Source organism: Bacillus sp. IT-79MI2, assembly GCF_949768135.1.
Taxonomy (GTDB): Bacteria; Bacillota; Bacilli; order Bacillales; family Bacillaceae_G; genus Bacillus_A; species Bacillus_A pseudomycoides.
Window position 1 is genome coordinate 463,697 of record NZ_CATKPV010000051.1, and the last position, 19,044, is coordinate 482,740.

The 19,044-nt window shown below is 37.7% G+C and carries 20 protein-coding genes; 19 read left to right on the forward strand and 1 reads right to left on the reverse strand.

Going from position 1 to position 19,044, the window contains the following annotated elements:
- Window positions 1–5: 5 nt before the first annotated feature.
- The 10 genes from def (at window position 6) to spoVM (ending at window position 9,310) form a co-directional block, all read left to right on the forward strand.
- Window positions 6–482 (forward strand): peptide deformylase, encoded by a 477-nt coding sequence (def, locus tag ACM6HU_RS09260; RefSeq protein WP_016131885.1) that lies wholly within the window; start codon window positions 6–8, stop codon window positions 480–482.
- 16 nt (window positions 483–498) lie between these two features.
- Entirely contained in the window at window positions 499–1,443 is a 945-nt protein-coding gene (fmt, locus tag ACM6HU_RS09265; protein WP_003199658.1) for a methionyl-tRNA formyltransferase, read from the forward strand.
- Window positions 1,440–2,774 (forward strand): 16S rRNA (cytosine(967)-C(5))-methyltransferase RsmB, encoded by a 1,335-nt coding sequence (rsmB, locus tag ACM6HU_RS09270; RefSeq protein ID WP_016131884.1) that lies wholly within the window; start codon window positions 1,440–1,442, stop codon window positions 2,772–2,774. The genes fmt and rsmB overlap by 4 nt, the downstream gene beginning before the upstream one ends.
- Window positions 2,775–2,778: 4 nt before the next feature.
- Entirely contained in the window at window positions 2,779–3,867 is a 1,089-nt protein-coding gene (gene rlmN, locus ACM6HU_RS09275) for a 23S rRNA (adenine(2503)-C(2))-methyltransferase RlmN (protein ID WP_016131883.1), read from the forward strand.
- 4 nt (window positions 3,868–3,871) lie between these two features.
- Window positions 3,872–4,624 carry a Stp1/IreP family PP2C-type Ser/Thr phosphatase gene (locus ACM6HU_RS09280; RefSeq protein ID WP_016115985.1) on the forward strand — a complete coding sequence of 251 codons (753 nt, stop codon included), beginning with the start codon at window positions 3,872–3,874 and terminating at the stop codon, window positions 4,622–4,624.
- Window positions 4,625–4,632: 8 nt separating this feature from the next.
- Window positions 4,633–6,603 carry a Stk1 family PASTA domain-containing Ser/Thr kinase gene (gene pknB / locus ACM6HU_RS09285; RefSeq protein WP_016115984.1) on the forward strand — a complete coding sequence of 657 codons (1,971 nt, stop codon included), beginning with the start codon at window positions 4,633–4,635 and terminating at the stop codon, window positions 6,601–6,603.
- A gap of 284 nt (window positions 6,604–6,887) precedes the next feature.
- Window positions 6,888–7,769: a ribosome small subunit-dependent GTPase A gene (rsgA, locus tag ACM6HU_RS09290; RefSeq protein WP_016115983.1), complete on the forward strand. Its 882-nt coding sequence runs from the start codon at window positions 6,888–6,890 to the stop codon at window positions 7,767–7,769.
- Window positions 7,770–7,771: 2 nt separating this feature from the next.
- Window positions 7,772–8,416, forward strand: coding sequence for a ribulose-phosphate 3-epimerase (rpe, locus tag ACM6HU_RS09295; RefSeq protein ID WP_016115982.1), 645 nt, complete (start codon window positions 7,772–7,774; stop codon window positions 8,414–8,416).
- Between the two features lie 105 nt (window positions 8,417–8,521).
- Window positions 8,522–9,163: a thiamine diphosphokinase gene (locus ACM6HU_RS09300; protein ID WP_414848118.1), complete on the forward strand. Its 642-nt coding sequence runs from the start codon at window positions 8,522–8,524 to the stop codon at window positions 9,161–9,163.
- Between the two features lie 66 nt (window positions 9,164–9,229).
- Window positions 9,230–9,310 carry a stage V sporulation protein SpoVM gene (gene spoVM, locus ACM6HU_RS09305; protein ID WP_001213600.1) on the forward strand — a complete coding sequence of 27 codons (81 nt, stop codon included), beginning with the start codon at window positions 9,230–9,232 and terminating at the stop codon, window positions 9,308–9,310.
- Between the two features lie 71 nt (window positions 9,311–9,381).
- On the opposite strand, the gene rpmB is transcribed toward spoVM, so the two are convergent.
- Window positions 9,382–9,570, reverse strand: a complete 189-nt coding sequence (gene rpmB, locus ACM6HU_RS09310) for a 50S ribosomal protein L28 (RefSeq protein WP_000124776.1) — start codon at window positions 9,568–9,570, stop codon at window positions 9,382–9,384.
- 379 nt (window positions 9,571–9,949) lie between these two features.
- Here rpmB and ACM6HU_RS09315 point away from each other — a divergent pair, with 379 nt between their 5' ends.
- The 9 genes from ACM6HU_RS09315 to rncS all read left to right on the forward strand — a co-directional run bounded on the left by ACM6HU_RS09315 (window position 9,950) and on the right by rncS (window position 18,964).
- Entirely contained in the window at window positions 9,950–10,312 is a 363-nt protein-coding gene (locus ACM6HU_RS09315) for an Asp23/Gls24 family envelope stress response protein (RefSeq protein ID WP_016115980.1), read from the forward strand.
- A 22-nt stretch (window positions 10,313–10,334) separates the two neighbouring features.
- Window positions 10,335–12,011: a DAK2 domain-containing protein gene (locus ACM6HU_RS09320; RefSeq protein WP_016115979.1), complete on the forward strand. Its 1,677-nt coding sequence runs from the start codon at window positions 10,335–10,337 to the stop codon at window positions 12,009–12,011.
- Between the two features lie 430 nt (window positions 12,012–12,441).
- Window positions 12,442–14,490 carry an ATP-dependent DNA helicase RecG gene (gene recG / locus ACM6HU_RS09325; RefSeq protein WP_016133225.1) on the forward strand — a complete coding sequence of 683 codons (2,049 nt, stop codon included), beginning with the start codon at window positions 12,442–12,444 and terminating at the stop codon, window positions 14,488–14,490.
- A 90-nt stretch (window positions 14,491–14,580) separates the two neighbouring features.
- Window positions 14,581–15,174, forward strand: a complete 594-nt coding sequence (gene fapR, locus ACM6HU_RS09330) for a transcription factor FapR (RefSeq protein WP_003199443.1) — start codon at window positions 14,581–14,583, stop codon at window positions 15,172–15,174.
- Window positions 15,171–16,163, forward strand: coding sequence for a phosphate acyltransferase PlsX (plsX, locus tag ACM6HU_RS09335; RefSeq protein ID WP_016115976.1), 993 nt, complete (start codon window positions 15,171–15,173; stop codon window positions 16,161–16,163). Before fapR ends, plsX begins: the two co-directional genes overlap by 4 nt.
- Before the next feature lie 14 nt (window positions 16,164–16,177).
- Window positions 16,178–17,128, forward strand: coding sequence for an ACP S-malonyltransferase (gene fabD, locus ACM6HU_RS09340; protein ID WP_016115975.1), 951 nt, complete (start codon window positions 16,178–16,180; stop codon window positions 17,126–17,128).
- Window positions 17,122–17,862 carry a 3-oxoacyl-[acyl-carrier-protein] reductase gene (gene fabG / locus ACM6HU_RS09345; protein WP_016115974.1) on the forward strand — a complete coding sequence of 247 codons (741 nt, stop codon included), beginning with the start codon at window positions 17,122–17,124 and terminating at the stop codon, window positions 17,860–17,862. The genes fabD and fabG overlap by 7 nt, the downstream gene beginning before the upstream one ends.
- A 71-nt stretch (window positions 17,863–17,933) precedes the next feature.
- Complete coding sequence (gene acpP / locus ACM6HU_RS09350) at window positions 17,934–18,167, forward strand: acyl carrier protein (protein WP_000786062.1); 234 nt, start codon at window positions 17,934–17,936, stop codon at window positions 18,165–18,167.
- A gap of 59 nt (window positions 18,168–18,226) precedes the next feature.
- A complete protein-coding gene (gene rncS, locus ACM6HU_RS09355) occupies window positions 18,227–18,964 on the forward strand; it encodes a ribonuclease III (protein ID WP_003199450.1) in 738 nt (245 codons plus the stop codon).
- The last annotated feature ends 80 nt before the right edge of the window (window positions 18,965–19,044 follow it).

Consider the following 19,044-nt stretch of genomic DNA (forward strand, 5'->3'; position numbering starts at 1 on the left):
AAAATATGGCAGTTTTAGAAATTGTAAAGCATCCAGATGAAGTGTTAGAAACCCCATGTGAACGGGTAATTAACTTTGATAAAAAGTTAGTGAATTTGTTAAAAGATATGCATGAAACAATGTTAGTTGCAGATGGTGTTGGTTTAGCAGCACCACAAGTCGGCGTAAGTTTGCAAGTGGCAGTTGTTGATATTGGTGATGATACGGGGAAAATCGAACTGATTAATCCAGTTATTTTAGAAAAACGTGGTGAACAAGTAGGTCCCGAAGGCTGCTTAAGCTTTCCGGGACTTTATGGTGAAGTGGAGCGTGCAGAGTATATTAAAATACGTGCACAAAATCGTCGTGGTAAAATCTTTTTATTAGAGGCAGATGATTTTTTAGCACGCGCAATCCAACATGAAATCGACCATTTACATGGTGTGTTATTTACATCAAAAGTGACGAGATATTATGAAGAAAATGAATTAGAAGAGATGTAAAAGGAGCGGTTTTTGAATGATAAAAGTAGTATTTATGGGAACACCGGACTTTTCTGTACCGGTGCTTCGTCGTCTTATTGAAGATGGATATGATGTAATTGGTGTTGTAACGCAGCCGGATCGTCCAGTGGGAAGAAAAAAGGTTATGACACCAACACCTGTTAAGGTGGAAGCGGAAAAACATGGTATTCCGGTGTTACAGCCATTAAAAATTCGTGAAAAAGACGAATATGAAAAAGTATTGGCATTAGAGCCGGATTTAATTGTGACAGCTGCGTTCGGACAAATTGTACCAAACGAAATTTTAGAAGCACCAAAGTATGGATGTATTAATGTTCATGCGTCATTACTTCCAGAACTTCGCGGCGGTGCACCAATTCATTACTCCATCATGCAGGGAAAAGAAAAAACAGGTATCACAATTATGTATATGGTGGAAAAATTAGATGCTGGTGATATTTTAACGCAAGTAGAAGTGGAAATCGAAGAACGTGAAACAACTGGTTCATTATTTGATAAATTAAGTGAGGCTGGAGCACACTTATTATCAAAAACAGTTCCGCTTTTAATACAAGGAAAATTAGAACCGATTAAACAAAATGAGGATGAAGTAACATTCGCTTACAATATTAAACGTGAGCAAGAAAAGATTGATTGGATGAAAACAGGAGAAGAGGTTTACAATCATATTCGTGGTTTAAATCCGTGGCCAGTTGCTTATACAACTTTAGCAGGACAAGTTGTAAAAGTATGGTGGGGCGAAAAAGTTCCTGTAACAGTACAGGCTGAAGCTGGTTCTATTGTAGCAATTGAAGAAGATGGTTTCGTTGTGGCAACAGGAAATGAAACAGGTGTTAAAATTACTGAATTACAACCATCTGGTAAAAAGCGCATGAGTTGTTCACAATTTTTACGTGGAACAAAACCTGAAATTGGTACGAAGTTAGGAGAAGACGCATGAGACAAAATGTTCGTGAGTTAGCTCTTGATGGTCTAATTCAAGTAGAGAAAAGTGGCGCTTATAGTAACTTACTTTTAAATAAGTTGATTGAAAAAAGTGCGATTGATAGAAAAGATATTGGCTTGTTAACTGAGATTGTCTATGGAACGATTCAACGTCGTGATACACTTGACTATTATTTACAACCATTTTTAAGAAAAAAAGTTGAAGCGTGGGTAAAAATATTACTTCGCTTATCTTTATATCAAATGCTATATTTGGATCGCGTCCCAGAAAGAGCGGCGATTCATGAGGCTGTTGAGATTGCAAAACGTCGTGGTCATAAAGGAATTGCAGGGATGGTAAACGGGGTACTCCGTTCGATTCAACGTGAAGGTGTGCCATCTTTAGAGGAGATACAAAATCTTGTAGAGCGAATTTCTGTTGCAACGAGTCATCCAGAGTGGCTTGTACAAGAGTGGGTATCAGCATACGATTTAGAAACAGCGCAAAAAATGTGTGAAGTAAATATGGTTCCGCCGGTACCGACAGCACGTGTGAATGTTGATAAAATAACGGTAGAAGAAGCGATTGCTTTACTAGAACGTGAGGGCGTACAAGCAAAACGTGGTGATTTATCAGAAGACGCTATCCAAATTGAAAAAGGAAACGTAGCGCATACAGAAGCGTTTAAAAACGGTTTCCTTTCTATTCAAGATGAAAGCTCTATGCTTGTTGCGCGTGCTTTGAAACCCGAAGAAGGAGATATGGTTCTTGATAGCTGCGCGGCGCCTGGTGGGAAAACAACACACATTGCAGAGCGTTTAAAGGGGACTGGTCAGGTAACGTCGCTGGATTTACATCCGCATAAAGTTCGTCTAATTCAGCAACAGGCGAAGCGTCTAGAATTAGAGAACATTGAAACAAAGGCGCTAGATGCCAGAAAAGTTCAAGAACATTTTGCGAACGAAAGCTTTGACAAAATATTAGTAGACGCACCATGTTCTGGATTTGGTGTTATCAGACGTAAACCTGATATTAAATTAGGTAAAGAAAAAGGTGATAGTGAAAGACTGTCGACAATTCAGCTATCGATACTAGAAAAGGTAGCTCCACTGTTAAAGGCAGGTGGTCGCCTTGTTTATAGTACGTGTACAATTGAAAAAATAGAAAATGAACAAGTGATAGAGCAATTTTTACAAGAGCATCCTGAATTTGAATGGGATACTACTATGAAAGAGCGCATGCCAGAAAAATTACGTCCTTATATAAATGAAGGGCAAGTACAAATTTTACCGCATTATTTTGCAACAGATGGCTTTTATATTGCTTGTTTAAGAAAGAAGGTGTAGCATCATGGAAACGACTGTAAAAAAACAAAAGAAAGATTTAGAAACAAAAAAAATATCTATTTACTCTTTACAACTTCATGAAATGCAAGATTGGTTAAAGGAACAAGGTGAACCGAAATTCCGTGCAGGTCAAATTTTTGATTGGCTATATAAAAAGCGTGTAAAAAATTATGAGGATATGACAAATCTTTCAAAAGGATTGCGTGATAAATTGTCGAATTCCTTTGATATTACTACTTTAAATACATTAGTAAAGCAAACATCTTCTGATGGGACAATTAAGTTTTTATTCCAATTATATGATGGGTATTCTATCGAAACAGTATTAATGCGACATGAATATGGAAATTCCATTTGTGTAACAACACAGGTAGGTTGCCGAATTGGTTGTACATTCTGTGCATCAACACTAGGTGGTTTAAAGCGAAACCTAGAGGCTGGAGAAATCGTAGCGCAAGTAGTAGAGGTTCAACGTGCGCTTGATGAGACAGATGAGCGCGTGAGTTCTCTTGTTGTAATGGGAATTGGAGAGCCGTTTGATAACTACGATAACTTAATGTCGTTTTTACGCATTGTCAACCATGAAAAAGGAATTCATATTGGTGCACGTCATATGACGGTTTCAACAAGTGGAATCATCCCGAAAATTTATAAGTTTGCTGAAGAGGATATGCAAATTAACTTTGCGATTTCATTGCACGCTCCAAATACAGAATTACGTTCAAAGTTAATGCCGATTAACCGTGCTTATAAGCTGCCTGACTTAATGGAAGCTATTAAATACTATGTAAATAGAACCGGGCGTCGCATTACGTTTGAATATGGCTTATTTGGAGGAGAAAACGACCAAGTTGAGCATGCCGAAGAATTGGCTCAACTTTTAAAAGGTGTAAAATGTCATGTGAACTTAATTCCGGTAAACTATGTACCAGAACGCGATTACGTAAGAACACCACGTGAACAAATTTTCTTATTTGAAAAAACGTTGAAAGACCGTGGAGTGAATGTAACGATTCGCCGTGAACAAGGTCATGATATTGATGCTGCCTGCGGTCAGTTGCGTGCAAAGGAGCGCAAAGAAGAGACGAGGTGACAAGATGAAAGCCGTGTTTCTATCGGATAAAGGGAAAGTTCGTCAACATAATGAAGATAGTGCAGGAGTTTTTCATAATTTAGATGGAGATATTTTAGCTGTTGTAGCTGATGGAATGGGAGGTCATCGAGCAGGCGATGTTGCTAGCTCGATGGCCATTCAACTATTCCATGATTATTGGAAACAAACGTATAATATGGATACACCAAAAAAGGCCGAAGAATGGCTACATACAAACGTTGAGATGATTAACGAGAGGGTATACGAATACTCGAAGAAACATACAGAGTGTAGTGGTATGGGAACTACTGTTATTGTTGCGATTTGTACAGCGGGATTTGTAACAATTGGACACATAGGAGATAGTCGATGTTACATGTTATCAGATGATGAGATTTCACTTATAACTGAAGACCATTCACTTGTAAATGAACTTGTCAGATATGGTGAGATTTCAAAAGAGGATGCAGAGTATCATCCAAAAAAGAATGTGCTTTTACGAGCGCTTGGAACAGAAGAAAAAGTTGGATTAGATGCTAAAACATTAGTGTTAGAAGAAAATGATCAACTGCTTCTTTGCTCTGACGGATTATCAAATAAAGTTGCTATGGATGATATGCGAAAGATTTTGCAATTAAACGAACAACTCGAGATAAAGGGAGAACATCTTGTTCAACTTGCGAATGATCGTGGTGGAGAAGATAATATTACCCTTGTCATTGTTGATTATGCGGATTCGGCAAACGAAAGTAGGTGAATTACAACGTGCTGATTGGAAAACGCCTAAACGACCGTTATAAGCTACTGAAAATGATCGGTGGCGGAGGGATGGCCAATGTATATTTGGCTCATGATGATATACTAGGCCGAGATGTAGCGGTAAAAATATTAAGACTCGATTATGCAAATAATGATGAGTTTATTAAACGTTTCCATCGAGAAGCGCAATCTGTTACAACGTTGTCGCATCCAAATATTGTGAATATGTATGATGTTGGAGAAGAAGATGGAATTTATTATCTTGTTATGGAATATGTACCTGGACAAACACTAAAGCAATACATAACTCAGCGTGGAATGTTACCGATAGGAGAAGCTCTTGATATTATGGAGCAGTTAACATCTGCAATGGCACATGCGCATCATTTTGAAATTGTCCATCGAGATATAAAGCCACATAACATCTTAATTCGGAAGGATGGAGTCGTGAAGGTGACAGACTTTGGGATTGCGACTGCTACAAGTGCAACGGCGATAACGCATACGAACTCAGTGCTTGGTTCGGTCCATTACTTGTCACCAGAGCAAGCACGCGGAGGGATAGCGAATAAACAATCGGATATTTATTCGCTTGGTATTGTTATGTTTGAATTGCTAACAGGGCGACAACCTTTCTCAGGAGAGTCTGCGGTTGCGATCGCTTTAAAACATTTACAGAATGAAACACCATCTCCAAAACGCTGGAATCCAGATATTCCGCAAAGTGTAGAAAATATTATTTTAAAAGCAACTGCAAAAGATCCATTTCATCGCTATCAGTCTGCTAATGCGATGAAGAGAGATATTGAAACGGCGCTATATCCAGAACGTATTAACGAACAACCATTTTATATACCTGAAGATATGGAAGCGACGAAGGCAATTCCAATTATTCAACAAGAACAATTATTTGGAAATGTAAGCGATGAAACAATTGTATTGAATGGAAGTAAAGTGGATGAACAGATAAAAGATGAAGAAGTGAAACCGAACGAGAAAAAAAAGCGAAGTAACAAATGGCTGAAAGTGTTACTTACAACATTTTTACTTTTAGCAATCGGCACAACGTTAGCGCTGACTGTGATTCCAGGATTCTTTATTCCTAAAGACGTAAAAACTCCTGATGTGTCTGGTATGAAGTATGAGACTGCGGTTAACACTCTTGTTGAGAAAGGATTTGAAGTTGCTGAACCGAACATTGTTTATACAGATGATGTTGAAGCTGGGAAAGTAATTAAAACAAGTCCGGCAGCAGGAAGGGTTGTAAAGGAAAACTCTAAAATTACAATCTATCAATCAGGAGGGAAAAAGAAGAGCAAGATGAGTAACCTAATCGGAAAAGATTTTGAAAGCTCGAAGAAAGACTTGGAAGAAAAATATAAAATTGTTGTTCCGTACTATATTGAAAGTGAGAAACCAAAAGGGCAAATTGTAGAGCAAATTCCGACAGAAGACCAAATGGTTGTAGAAGCTGAGCAAGATGTGAAAGTTTGGGTAAGTAAGGGTCCTTATCAAATTAGACCTGGTGATTTTTCGGGATGGACTGAAAATTATGTGAATAGCTATTTAAATGAAAATAAACTTGTCCCTAATATAAAAAGAGAGTATTCAGATACAGTTGAGAAAGGTTTGGTAATTTCACAATCACCAAAACCAGGAACGCCGTTAAAAGAAGGAGATAAAGTAACGGTTACTATCTCAGATGGGCCAAAGCCTAAAGTAACGAAAACAGTAAAGGTTGATAACATTTCGATTCCATATGAGCCTCCTGCAGAAGGTGAGAAAAAGCCACAAACAATTGAAATTTATAAAGAAGATATGCAGCAGAAAATGGATAAGCCGATTGAAACGCGAAAAATAACAGAATCTGCTACTATTTCTTTGGAATTTGTGATTCAAGAAGGAACAAAAGGCCATTACAAAATTGTTCGAGATGGGACGACAATTATTGATAAAGAAGTGCCATATCCAGCCTAGTAAAGGTGTGTCTCCATTTGGTGGATTCCACCTTCTTTGTATGGAGAGTGGAATTTGTTGCTCTTGCCTGTTATGCTGTTAACGTAGAAGGGTAAGAAATTACGTTTTGAAATAGAAGGACAGCCATAAAAGTGAAGTGGAAATAAAGGAGAATCTGAACTAATAAATAGTCAGTTTTATCCTAGTATTCGCTGGCAGTACCCCGTCTCAATATTTTAAGGAAGGGATAACTGTATGGAGAGGCTGATAACAATTTCACTTTATATAGAATAAAGGAGAATTATATGGCAGAAGGAAAAATTGTAAAAGCTTTAAGTGGTTTTTATTATGTACAGCATGAAGGTGGCATTACACAATGCCGTGGTCGTGGTGTATTCAGAAAAAATAAAATTACACCACTTGTAGGAGATCAAGTAGTTTTTCAAGCGGAGAATCCGAATGAAGGCTATGTTTTAGAGATTTTTGAGCGGAAAAATGAACTTGTTAGGCCGCCAATTGCCAATGTTGATCAAGCAATCCTTGTTTTCTCAGCAGTTGAACCAGATTTTAACCCAGGGTTATTAGATCGATTTTTAGTATTAATTGAATATCATAACATTAAACCAATTATTTGTATTAGTAAAATGGATTTAGTAGATGAAAAAATGCGAGAAACTGTTGAATCTTATGCAAATGATTATCGTGAAATGGGATATGATGTGTTATTTACTTCTATAAATACATCGGAAAGTATTGATATTTTAAAACCATTCTTAGAAGGCTGTGTCTCAGTTGTTGCGGGGCAATCTGGTGTAGGGAAATCTTCCATGTTAAATGTATTACGCCCAGATTTAGCGCTAAAAACAGATGATATTTCATCGCATTTAGGGCGAGGGAAGCATACGACAAGGCATGTAGAATTAATTGCAGTAGGAAGCGGTCTGGTTGCAGATACACCAGGTTTTAGCTCTCTTGATTTTATTGATATCGAAGTAGAAGATCTTACGCATTGTTTTCCAGAGTTGAAAGAAGAGAGTCAATACTGTAAATTTAGAGGGTGTACACACCTTTCAGAACCGAAATGTGCAGTAAAAGCTGCGATTGAAGAAGGGAAAATTACACAATATCGTTATGAACATTACAAACAATTTGTAGAAGAAATTAGAGAGAGAAAGCCGAGGTATTAATTATGATTAAAATTGCACCATCGATTTTATCAGCAGATTTTTCCAAACTAGGGGAAGAAATTAAAGATGTAGAAAAGGGCGGAGCGGATTATATCCATGTTGACGTAATGGATGGGCATTTTGTTCCGAACATTACAATTGGTCCGTTAATTGTAGAAGCGATTCGTCCAATTACATCTTTACCATTAGATGTACACTTAATGATTGAAAACCCGGATAACTATATCCCTACTTTTGCAAAAGCTGGAGCGGATATTATTACTGTTCATGTAGAGGCGTGCCCGCATTTACATCGTACGATTCAATTAATTAAATCACATGGTATCAAAGCTGGAGTTGTATTAAACCCACATACACCAGTTTCAATGATTGAACACGTATTGGAAGATATTGATATGGTATTACTTATGACAGTAAATCCAGGATTTGGTGGGCAGAAGTTTATTCACTCTGTATTACCGAAAATTAAACAAGTTGCAGAAATGGTCAAAGAGCGTAATTTACAAGTAGAAATCGAAGTTGATGGTGGTGTGAATGCTGAGATTGCGAGACTTTGTGTAGAAGCTGGAGCAAATGTTCTTGTAGCAGGATCAGCAGTGTACAATCAAAAAGACCGCGGTGAAGCAATTCGAGTAATTCGTGGATAAGGAATATAGATAAGAAAACTTTTAAGACCTGTTAGAACGGGCTAATGTGAAAAAAGCAATCTACCGACTGGCAGATTGCTTTTTTCTATAGAAGGGAAAGAAAAGATGATTATTCATATTTTAGCTGGAGGACCGGCGGAGTACTGTGCTGATTTCTTTCGGTATGAAAATGAGGAAGTAGTATGGACTGCGGTTGATCGTGGTGTATATCGTTTGTTGCAAAGAGGAATCATACCTACTGTTGCATTTGGTGATTATGACTCAGTTACAGATGAAGAATTAGCGTGGATGCAAAAACAGACAGATGAGTTACATATTGTTCCGCGTGAAAAAGATCAAACGGATTTAGAAATTGCAATTCATTGGGCACTGGAGCAAAAGCCGGATTTGATTCGCATTTTTGGTGCTACAGGCGGAAGGCTTGATCATGGGTTAGCGAACATACAAATGCTTTTAAAAGGGCTGGAAGCATATACTGAAATGTATATCGTTGACAATAAAAATGAAATCTCTGTAAAAAAAGTAGGCACATATATAATTGAAGAAAATAAACAATTTCCATACGTATCCTTTGTGCCTGTTACGGAAATTGTAAAAGGTATTACACTTCGTGGCTTTAAATATCCTCTTACTGATAAAACGATAGAATGGGGATCGACGCTTTGTGTTAGTAATGAACTCATTGCGGAAAAAGGTACTTTTTCATTTACTTCTGGCATATTAATGGTGATAAGAAGCACTGATTGAAGAAACACTTTTGCTACTTGCATCATATAGTAAACAAGTGGAGTAATGGGGATTAGGAGGGAAACCATGAGATTTTATACAATTAAGTTACCTAAATTTCTTGGTGGAATTGTTCGCGCGGTGTTAAATACCTTTAAAAAGGACTAAAAAAGCACCATTAATGGTGCTTTTTTCATGAGGATAATAAAAAAAGAGCCTATTGGCTCTTTTTTTTATTATTAAACACGTTCGATTTTGCCAGATTTTAATGCTCTAGCAGAAACGTAAACACGTTGAACTTTACCGTCGATGCGTACGCGAACTTTTTGAAGGTTAGCGCCCCATTTACGTTTTGTAGCGTTCATTGCGTGAGAACGAGAGTTACCAGAACGAGCTTTTCTTCCAGTAATAGCACAAACACGAGCCATCTATATTTCCCTCCCTTAACTACCTTAACATACGTAATTTTTTCAATGTTAGTCTTTTATGCGATGCTAAAAACACTACTATAATTTAACACAACTAAATAGAGAATGCAACAGTGTATAAAAAAGAAATCAAGAAAAATTACTTGACACTAAATTTCAGTAAAGAAAAGTAGAAATCAAGAAAAATCACTTGACATATTATAGTGGTACATGTTGTATAATAACAATGGACTATTTTGCTCATCGTAGAAAAGTGTAATAATAAGTATAAAAATATGAGAGCGAAAAGAAAGAACGATGGAATTTTCTTTTAAAAGATTATATGATAGTAATTAAAGTAGTCTAGCTCACTTTCACCATTTATGAAGGGGGAAAAGAGATGTCAATTGAAATTAAAACGAAGTACGGTCAAATTGATATTAGTACAGATGTAATTGCAACGATTGCTGGAGGTGCCGCGGTAGATTGCTACGGTATCGTTGGTATGGCTTCAAAAAATCAATTAAAAGATGGATTAACAGAAATTTTACGAAAAGAAAACTTCACTAGAGGCGTTATTGTTCGTAAAGACGAAGATGAAGTACATATTGATATGTATATTATTGTGAGCTATGGTACGAAAATTTCAGAGGTAGCACACAACGTCCAAACGAAAGTGAAATATACATTAGACCAAACGGTAGGACTAGCAGTAGAATCTGTAAACATCTACGTACAAGGAGTTAAAGTAATAAACTTGTAATGTGCATTAAGGAGGAAAATCTGTGTCAATTCAAAAAATTGATGGGAAACGTTTATCACAAATGATTATTCAAGGAGCGAATAACCTAACAAACAATGTTCAGCTTGTTGATGCATTAAACGTTTTTCCAGTTCCAGATGGCGATACCGGTACAAATATGAATTTATCAATGACTTCAGGCGCGCGTGAAGTGAAAGCAAACCCTTCGCAGCATGCTGGTAAAGTCGGCGTAAGTTTAGCAAAAGGATTATTAATGGGAGCTCGTGGTAACTCAGGTGTTATTTTATCTCAGTTGTTCCGTGGTTTCTCTAAATCCATTGAACAAAAAGAAGAATTAACAACAGTTGATTTTGCGGCAGCTTTAGAAGCTGGTGTAGAAACGGCGTATAAAGCGGTTATGAAGCCGATTGAAGGAACGATTTTAACAGTTGCAAGAGAAACGGGGAAATATGCAGTCACAGTTGCGAAAAAACAGCGCGACTTTGTTTTGTTTATGGAAGACGTTGTCAAAGAAGCAAATGCATCGTTAAATCGTACGCCAGATTTATTACCTGTATTAAAACAAGTTGGCGTTGTAGATAGCGGTGGTAAAGGTCTTGTTGTTGTATACGAAGGCTTTTTAGCTGATTTAAAAGGAGAAACAATTTCTTCTGATGTACCAGCACAACCATCTATGAATGAAATGGTGCGTGCGGAGCATCACCGTAGTGTACAAAGCCAATTGAGTACAGAAGATATTAAATACGGATATTGTACGGAATTTATGGTGAAATTAGAGTCTGAAAAAATGAAAGAACATAATTTCTCTGAGCAGAAATTCCGTGAAGATATTAGTGTATATGGAGATTCATTGCTTGTTGTCTCGGATGATGAAGTTGTAAAAGTTCATATTCATGCAGAACATCCTGGTGATGCGATGAACTACGGTCAACGTTATGGTAGTTTGATTAAAATTAAAGTAGAAAATATGCGTGAACAGCATACTGCTTTATTAGATGAGCCAGCACCGATGCCGGAAAAAGTAATTCCAGTAAAAGAAAAGCAACCATACGGTATTGTAACTGTAGCGATGGGATCGGGTATTAAAAACCTATTCGAGAGCATTGGGGCAACACAAGTTATCGAAGGTGGTCAAACGATGAATCCAAGTACAGAGGATATCGTAAAGGCAATCGAAGAAGCAAATGCTGAAAAAATCATTATATTACCGAATAACGGGAATATTGTGATGGCAGCAGAGCAAGCGGCATCTGTTGTTGATCAAGAAGTGATTGTTGTTCGTTCAAAAACTGTTCCTCAAGGAATGGCTGCGATGTTAGCATTTAATCCAGTTGGAACGTTAGAAGAAAACGAAGAGAACATGCAAGAAGCACTAGCACATGTGAAAACAGGTCAAATTACGTATGCAGTTCGTGATACGGAAATTGACGGTGTAGCGATTCAAAAAAATGATTTCATGTGTATTGCAGATGGGAAAATTGTATCTACAAATTCTAAAAAAGTAGATGCAGCGAAGCAATTGCTAGAAAGCATGATTGATGAAGATTCTGAGATTGTAACGATCTTGCAAGGTGAAGATGCAACAGATGAAGAAGTTGCAGAGCTAGTTGCATTTGTAGAAGAGAAGTTTGAAGATGTAGAGGTAGAAGTTCACCAAGGAAATCAACCTGTATATTCTTTCATATTCTCTGTAGAATAAAGGGAATCTCTTTTTTGCATAGAGATGAATGGTTTTACTTGCTAATGAGCAAGAACTAGCGACAATCTATCGTCAGTGGTTCTTTTTCAAAAGGCTAGCATAATGACGATAAAAAAGAGCCTTGCTGCTATAGTAAGGCTCTTTTTTATCGCATATCTTTCTTCGGAATATACATAATTTGATAAAAGATTTCGCAAAGTTTAATCAAGTAGGTATTTAGGTTAATGGAAGGAAAGGGTCATTATATATGGCTGATAATGTATAAGGGTAGTTTCCTTGAGAATGCCTATGATAGAATAGAAAAGGCAGAAGAGAACGATTACAAGTTAGGATAGTAAATATGTAAGTTATATGGAATTGTATATCCATATATGCATGAAGTATATACGCGAGTAAAAATAAGAAAATGATGTGACGGAGCGTGAAAATCTTGAATGAAGTTGTGCAAGTTCCTGTTACGGATGTAAAAGGAATCGGGGAAGAGACATCTGAATTATTACATGAGATGGGGATTTATACAGTTTCCCATCTATTAGAGCATTTTCCGTACCGTTATGAAGACTACGCGATGAAAGATTTGGCAGAAGTGAAACATGAAGAGCGTGTAACAGTGGAAGGAAAGGTGCATAGTGCTCCTTTATTACAATATTACGGGAAAAAGAAATCGCGTCTTACTGTTCGCGTACTTGTTGGCCGTTATTTAATTACGGCTGTATGTTTTAATAGACCGTATTATAAGCAAAAATTAAAGCTTGATGAAACGGTGACGATTACTGGTAAATGGGATCAGCATCGTCAAACGATTTCTATATCCGAGCTTCACTTTGGTCCAGTCGTACGTCAGCAAGAAGTGGAACCTGTGTATTCAGTAAAAGGAAAATTAACAGTAAAACAAATGCGACGTTTTATTGCACAAGCTTTAAAAGAGTATGGTTCCTCTATAGAAGAAATGTTGCCAGATGGTTTGTTAGGGCGTTATAAATTATTACCGCGTTATGAAGCGCTTCGAGCGCTCCATTTTCCAGTTGGTCAAGAAGATTTAAAACAGGCACGTCGCCGATTTGTATATGAAGAATTTTTCTTATTCCAGCTCAAAATGCAAGCGTTGCGTAAAATGGAAAGAGAGAGTTCGAAGGGGACGAAAAAAGATATTTCAATGAAAGAATTAGAAGAGTTCACTGATGCACTTCCGTTCCCGCTTACTGGCGCACAGTGTCGCGTTGTTTCTGAGATTATAAAAGATATGCAGTCTCCGTACCGGATGAATCGGTTATTACAAGGGGATGTTGGATCAGGAAAAACAGTCGTAGCTGCAATTGCTCTTTATGCAGCGAAACTTGCACATTATCAAGGTGCGTTAATGGTCCCTACAGAAATTTTAGCTGAACAACATTATCAATCGCTAGCAGAGACGTTCTCGCATTTTAATATGAATGTGGAATTGTTAACGAGTTCAGTTAAGGGCGCACGTCGTCGTGAAGTTTTAGCGAAACTTGAACAAGGAGAAATAGATATTCTTGTTGGGACACATGCTTTAATTCAGGATGAGGTCATTTTCCATAGACTTGGACTTGTTATTACTGACGAACAGCACCGTTTTGGTGTAGCGCAGCGCCGCGTTTTACGAGAGAAAGGTGAAAGTCCAGATGTGTTGTTTATGACAGCAACACCGATTCCTCGTACATTGGCGATTACTGCTTTTGGAGAGATGGATGTTTCTATTATTGATGAAATGCCTGCTGGGCGTAAAGTGATTGAAACGTATTGGGCAAAACATGATATGTTAGAACGTGTCCTTGGCTTCGTGGAAAAGGAAGTGAATAAGGGGAGACAAGCTTATGTAATTTGTCCGCTTATTGAAGAATCTGAGAAGCTTGATGTGCAAAATGCAATTGATTTGCATAGTATGCTGATGCATCACTATCAAGGAAAGTTTCAGGTTGGATTAATGCACGGACGTTTATCCTCTCAAGAAAAAGAAGATGTAATGGAGAGATTTAGTGAAAATAAAGTGCAAATTCTTGTTTCAACAACTGTAGTTGAGGTTGGTGTCAACGTGCCAAATGCAACGGTTATGGTAATTTATGATGCGGAGCGCTTTGGTTTATCGCAATTGCATCAGCTTCGAGGTCGTGTTGGCCGTGGGAGTGAGCAGTCGTATTGTTTGTTAATCGCAGATCCGAAATCGGAAACTGGGAAAGAACGCATGCGCATTATGACGGAAACAAATGATGGATTTGTATTGTCGGAAAAAGATTTAGAGTTACGTGGTCCTGGAGATTTCTTTGGAAGTAAACAAAGTGGTCTACCAGAGTTTAAGGTAGCTGATATGGTACATGATTATCGAGCGTTGGAAACGGCGAGACAAGATGCGGCCATGCTGGTTGATTCTGAAGCGTTTTGGCACAACGAGCAGTATGCTGCATTACGCGTATATCTTGAAGGAGCAGGTGTGTTTCAAGGAGAAAAGCTCGATTAAAAATGGAATGTGCAAATTTTTTTGTTGCATTCTACTTTTAATGATTATATACTACTGTTAGTACCTAGTCATAAAAACGGATGGTGCGGTATGAAAAAAAGAAAAAGTAAGAAAGAAAGACAAGTATTATTACAACAAACAATAGAAACGAATCCGTTCATAACGGACGAAGAGTTAGCAGAGCAGTTTCAAGTAAGTATCCAAACGGTTCGCCTTGATCGAATGGAATTATCGATTCCTGAGTTAAGAGAGCGAATTAAACATGTGGCAACGAAACAGCATGAAGAAGATGTAAAATCTTTACCGTTAGAAGAGGTAGTTGGAGAAATTATTGATATAGAATTAGATAGACATGCAATTTCTATTTTTGAAGTGAAGATGGAGCATGTATTTAAAAGAAATCAAATTGCGCGTGGGCACCATTTGTTTGCTCAAGCGAACTCACTAGCTGTTGCAGTTATTGATGAAGAATTAGCTTTAACTGCAAAGTCTACCATTCGATATATTCGTCCTGTAAAATTAGGAGAACGTGTTGTTGCGAAAGCACGCGTTGAAGATGTGGAGAATGATAAAGGACGGACGGTTGTCAAAGTGCATAGCTTTGTTGGCGAAGAACTTGTTTTTACAGGCACTTTTGAAATGTATCGATCTAGTAATTATAGTGAGGAAGGTAACAATTTATGAAAATCGCAATAGATGCAATGGGTGGCGATCACGCTCCAAAAGCAGCTGTATTAGGAGCAATGAAAGCTATTAAGGAATTTTCAGATTTACATATTACTTTGGTAGGAAAAGAAGAGGAGATTCGTCAGTATTTAACAAGCGAAGAGCGTATTACTGTACTTCATACAGATGAAAAGATTGAAGGGACAGATGAACCAGTAAGAGCTGTTCGACGGAAAAAGCAAGCTTCAATGGTACTTGCAGCGCAGCAAGTAAAAGAAGGTATAGCTAATGCTTGTATATCAGCAGGTAACACAGGGGCTTTAATGGCAGCTGGATTGTTTGTGGTAGGACGTATGGAAGGGATTGAACGTCCAGCGTTATCTCCTACAATGCCAACAATTGATGGGAAAGGTTTTGTTATGTTAGACGTTGGAGCAAATGTTGACGCGAAGCCAATTCATTTATATCAATATGCGGTAATGGGTTCTATTTACGCTGAGAAAGTAAGAGGAATTAACAATCCGCGTGTTGGTCTTTTGAATGTCGGGACAGAAGATGGCAAAGGAAACGAACTTTCAAAACAAGCATTCGCTATGCTAAAAGATGCGCCAATTAATTTTGTTGGAAACGTTGAGTCAAGAGACCTATTACAAGGTGTGGCAGATGTAGTTGTATGCGATGGTTTTACTGGAAACGTAGCATTAAAATCATTGGAAGGAACTGCACTAGCATTATTTTCTATGTTAAAAGAACAATTAATGAGTTCGTTCACAAGTAAATTAGCAGCGGCAGTATTAAAACCGAAGCTGATGGTATTAAAAGATAAAATGGATTATTCGGAGTATGGCGGAGCAGCATTGTTTGGATTAAAAGCTCCTGTCATTAAGGCTCACGGATCTTCTAATGATCAATCGATTTTTAGTGCGATTCGTCAAACGAGAGAAATGGTAGCGAAAGAAGTCATTCCTACAATTTCAAGTGTAATGGAGAAAGAGCCGCTTCAATAAGAGGAGGATTTGAAATGGGAAAACTAGCATTTCTTTTTCCGGGCCAAGGTTCACAGGCGGTTGGAATGGGACAGCAATTAGCAGGGAATAATAAAGAGGTTGCAAAAATATTTCAAAAAGCGGATGAAGTTTTACAGGAGTCTCTTTCATCATTAATTTTTGAAGGACCTCAGGAGAAGCTAACATTAACGACAAATGCGCAACCAGCACTATTGACGACAAGTATTGCAATCTTAACAGCTTTGAAACAATATGATATTACGCCTGATTATGTTGCTGGCCATAGCTTAGGTGAGTATAGCGCGCTTGTTGCAGCGGGAGCATTAACATTTGAAGATGCTGTTTACGCTGTGAGAAAACGTGGTGAATATATGGAAGAAGCTGTGCCGAGCGGAGAAGGTGCCATGGCCGCTATTTTAGGGGCAAATCCAGATGTTCTGAAACAAGTTACAGAAGAAGTAACGAGTGAAGGGCATGCTGTGCAAATTGCTAATATGAATAGTACGAAGCAAATCGTTATCTCTGGAACGAAACGAGGAGTAGAACTCGCTTCTCAAAAAGTGAAAGAAAATGGTGCGAAACGAGCAATTCCGCTTCGTGTGAGCGGTCCGTTTCATTCTTCATTAATGAAACCAGCAGCTGAGAAGTTTCAAAATGTTTTAAATGAAATTACAATTCAAGATGCAAACATTCCAGTTGTTGCAAACGTTACGGCCAATTGCGTTAATCGCAGTGAAGATATTCAAGAAAAGCTAATTGAACAGCTCTATTCACCTGTTTTATGGTACCCATCTATTGAACAGATGGTAGAACAAGGTGTAGATACATTTATTGAAATTGGTCCTGGGAAAGTTCTTGCTGGTCTTATGAAATCAATTGCTCCATCTGCAAAGGTATATGCGATATATGATGAAGAGACATTGAAAGATACCATTTCAAGTTTGAGAGGAGAAAGCGGATGTTAAAAGGGAAAGTTGCATTAGTAACAGGTGCATCACGTGGAATTGGCCGCGCAATTGCAATTGATTTAGCGAAGCAAGGGGCAACAGTTGTAGTAAACTATGCTGGTAATGAGCAAAAAGCAAATGAAGTAGTTGATGAAATAAAAAAACTTGGATCAGAAGCAATCGCAGTGAGAGCAGACGTTGCTAATGTTGAAGAAGTTACAAACCTGGTAAAACACACTGTGGATACATTTGGACGAGTTGATATTCTTGTGAATAATGCAGGGGTAACAAGAGATAATTTATTAATGCGTATGAAAGAAGAAGAATGGGATACAGTTATTGATACAAACTTAAAAGGTGTATTCTTATGTACGAAAGCAGTATCTCGCTACATGATGCGTCAGCGTCATGGCCGTATTATTAATATTGCTTCTGTTGTCGGTGTTACAGGGAATCCTGGTCAAGCAAATTACGTTGCAGCAAAAGCTGGGGTAATCGGATTGACAAAGACTTCCGCAAAAGAATTGGCTAGCCGAAATATAACAGTAAATGCAATTGCTCCAGGATTTATTGCTACTGATATGACAGATGTATTAGGCGAAAACGTAAAAGAGGAAATGTTAAAATTAATCCCTGCTGCTAAGTTTGGAGAAGCGCAAGATATTGCGAATGCTGTAACATTTTTTGCTGCTGATCACAGCAAATATATTACAGGACAAACATTACATGTTGATGGTGGTATGGTAATGTAATAAAAGAAACGATTTCACCTAGTTTTTTTGTGAAATATTTAATATAATATTTGAGGGGAGGTGAATGAATTATGGCAGATGTTTTAGAGCGTGTAACGAAAATTATCGTGGATCGTTTAGGAGTAGAAGAAACAGAAGTAGTACCAGCTGCAAGCTTTAAAGAAGATTTAGGTGCAGACTCCCTAGATGTAGTTGAACTTGTAATGCAATTGGAAGATGAGTTTGAAATGGAAATTTCTGATGAAGATGCAGAAAAAATTGCTACTGTTGGCGATGCTGTGACTTACATAGAGAGTCATCTATAATGTTTGAGTGAAGTCCCGTTTTATAGCGGGGCTTTCTCGGCTTATATCTGGAGGGACCTATGCCGTACCGAAAATATAGAGAAAAAAAATATGAAACAAAATATCGTGAAGCTTTTAAAATGTTTCAACAAAAAATAGGTATTACGTTTACAGACGAAAAATTATTGATTCAAGCATTTACGCATTCATCGTATGTGAATGAGCATCGAAAAAAGCCACATGAAGACAATGAACGTCTAGAATTTCTTGGAGACGCTGTATTAGAACTAACTGTATCACAGTATTTGTTTCAAAAATATCCGACAATGAGCGAAGGAGAGCTAACAAAGTTGCGTGCAGCTGTTGTATGTGAACCATCTCTTGTCCGCTTTGCGAATGAATTGTCATTTGGTAACCTTGTTTTACTAGGAAAAGGTGAAGAAATGACAGGTGGACGTGAACGACCAGCTTTATTAGCGGATGTCTTTGAAGCGTTTATTGGTGCCCTTTATCTTGATCAAGGGTTGGAGACAGTTTGGGAATTCTTAAAAGAAATTGTATATCCAAAAATTAATGAAGGTGCTTTTTCTCATGTGATGGATTATAAGAGTCAACTACAAGAATTAATTCAGCGTGATGGTAGCGGTAATATTGAGTATCAAATTTTGCAAGAAAAGGGACCTGCTCACAATCGAGAGTTTGTGTCACGTGTTACATTAAATGGCGTGGCTCTAGGTCTTGGTAGCGGTAAGTCGAAAAAAGAAGCAGAGCAACAAGCTGCTTCAGAGGCGTTGAAAAAGTTAAAAGAACAATCATAAGGAATCCCCCTTTACATGAGGGGGATTCCTTATGCATAGAATGAAACTTTATTTTTATCTGGATATGAAAAGATAAAAAT

Excerpts from the sequence above, each read along its gene's own strand:
- rpmB (WP_000124776.1), bottom strand. The coding sequence starts at position 9,570 with ATGGCTCGTGTTTGTGCTATTACTGGAAGAAAAGCTCGTTCTGGTAAC.
- rlmN (WP_016131883.1), top strand. The coding sequence starts at position 2,779 with ATGGAAACGACTGTAAAAAAACAAAAGAAAGATTTAGAAACAAAAAAA.
- fabG (WP_016115974.1), top strand. The coding sequence starts at position 17,122 with ATGTTAAAAGGGAAAGTTGCATTAGTAACAGGTGCATCACGTGGAATT.
- def (WP_016131885.1), top strand. The coding sequence starts at position 6 with ATGGCAGTTTTAGAAATTGTAAAGCATCCAGATGAAGTGTTAGAAACC.
- rsgA (WP_016115983.1), top strand. The coding sequence starts at position 6,888 with ATGGCAGAAGGAAAAATTGTAAAAGCTTTAAGTGGTTTTTATTATGTA.
- fabD (WP_016115975.1), top strand. The coding sequence starts at position 16,178 with ATGGGAAAACTAGCATTTCTTTTTCCGGGCCAAGGTTCACAGGCGGTT.
- rncS (WP_003199450.1), top strand. The coding sequence starts at position 18,227 with ATGCCGTACCGAAAATATAGAGAAAAAAAATATGAAACAAAATATCGT.
- fmt (WP_003199658.1), top strand. The coding sequence starts at position 499 with ATGATAAAAGTAGTATTTATGGGAACACCGGACTTTTCTGTACCGGTG.
- acpP (WP_000786062.1), top strand. The coding sequence starts at position 17,934 with ATGGCAGATGTTTTAGAGCGTGTAACGAAAATTATCGTGGATCGTTTA.
- fapR (WP_003199443.1), top strand. The coding sequence starts at position 14,581 with ATGAAAAAAAGAAAAAGTAAGAAAGAAAGACAAGTATTATTACAACAA.
- plsX (WP_016115976.1), top strand. The coding sequence starts at position 15,171 with ATGAAAATCGCAATAGATGCAATGGGTGGCGATCACGCTCCAAAAGCA.
- ACM6HU_RS09315 (WP_016115980.1), top strand. The coding sequence starts at position 9,950 with ATGTCAATTGAAATTAAAACGAAGTACGGTCAAATTGATATTAGTACA.
- rpe (WP_016115982.1), top strand. The coding sequence starts at position 7,772 with ATGATTAAAATTGCACCATCGATTTTATCAGCAGATTTTTCCAAACTA.
- rsmB (WP_016131884.1), top strand. The coding sequence starts at position 1,440 with ATGAGACAAAATGTTCGTGAGTTAGCTCTTGATGGTCTAATTCAAGTA.
- spoVM (WP_001213600.1), top strand. The coding sequence starts at position 9,230 with ATGAGATTTTATACAATTAAGTTACCTAAATTTCTTGGTGGAATTGTT.
- ACM6HU_RS09280 (WP_016115985.1), top strand. The coding sequence starts at position 3,872 with ATGAAAGCCGTGTTTCTATCGGATAAAGGGAAAGTTCGTCAACATAAT.
- ACM6HU_RS09300 (WP_414848118.1), top strand. The coding sequence starts at position 8,522 with ATGATTATTCATATTTTAGCTGGAGGACCGGCGGAGTACTGTGCTGAT.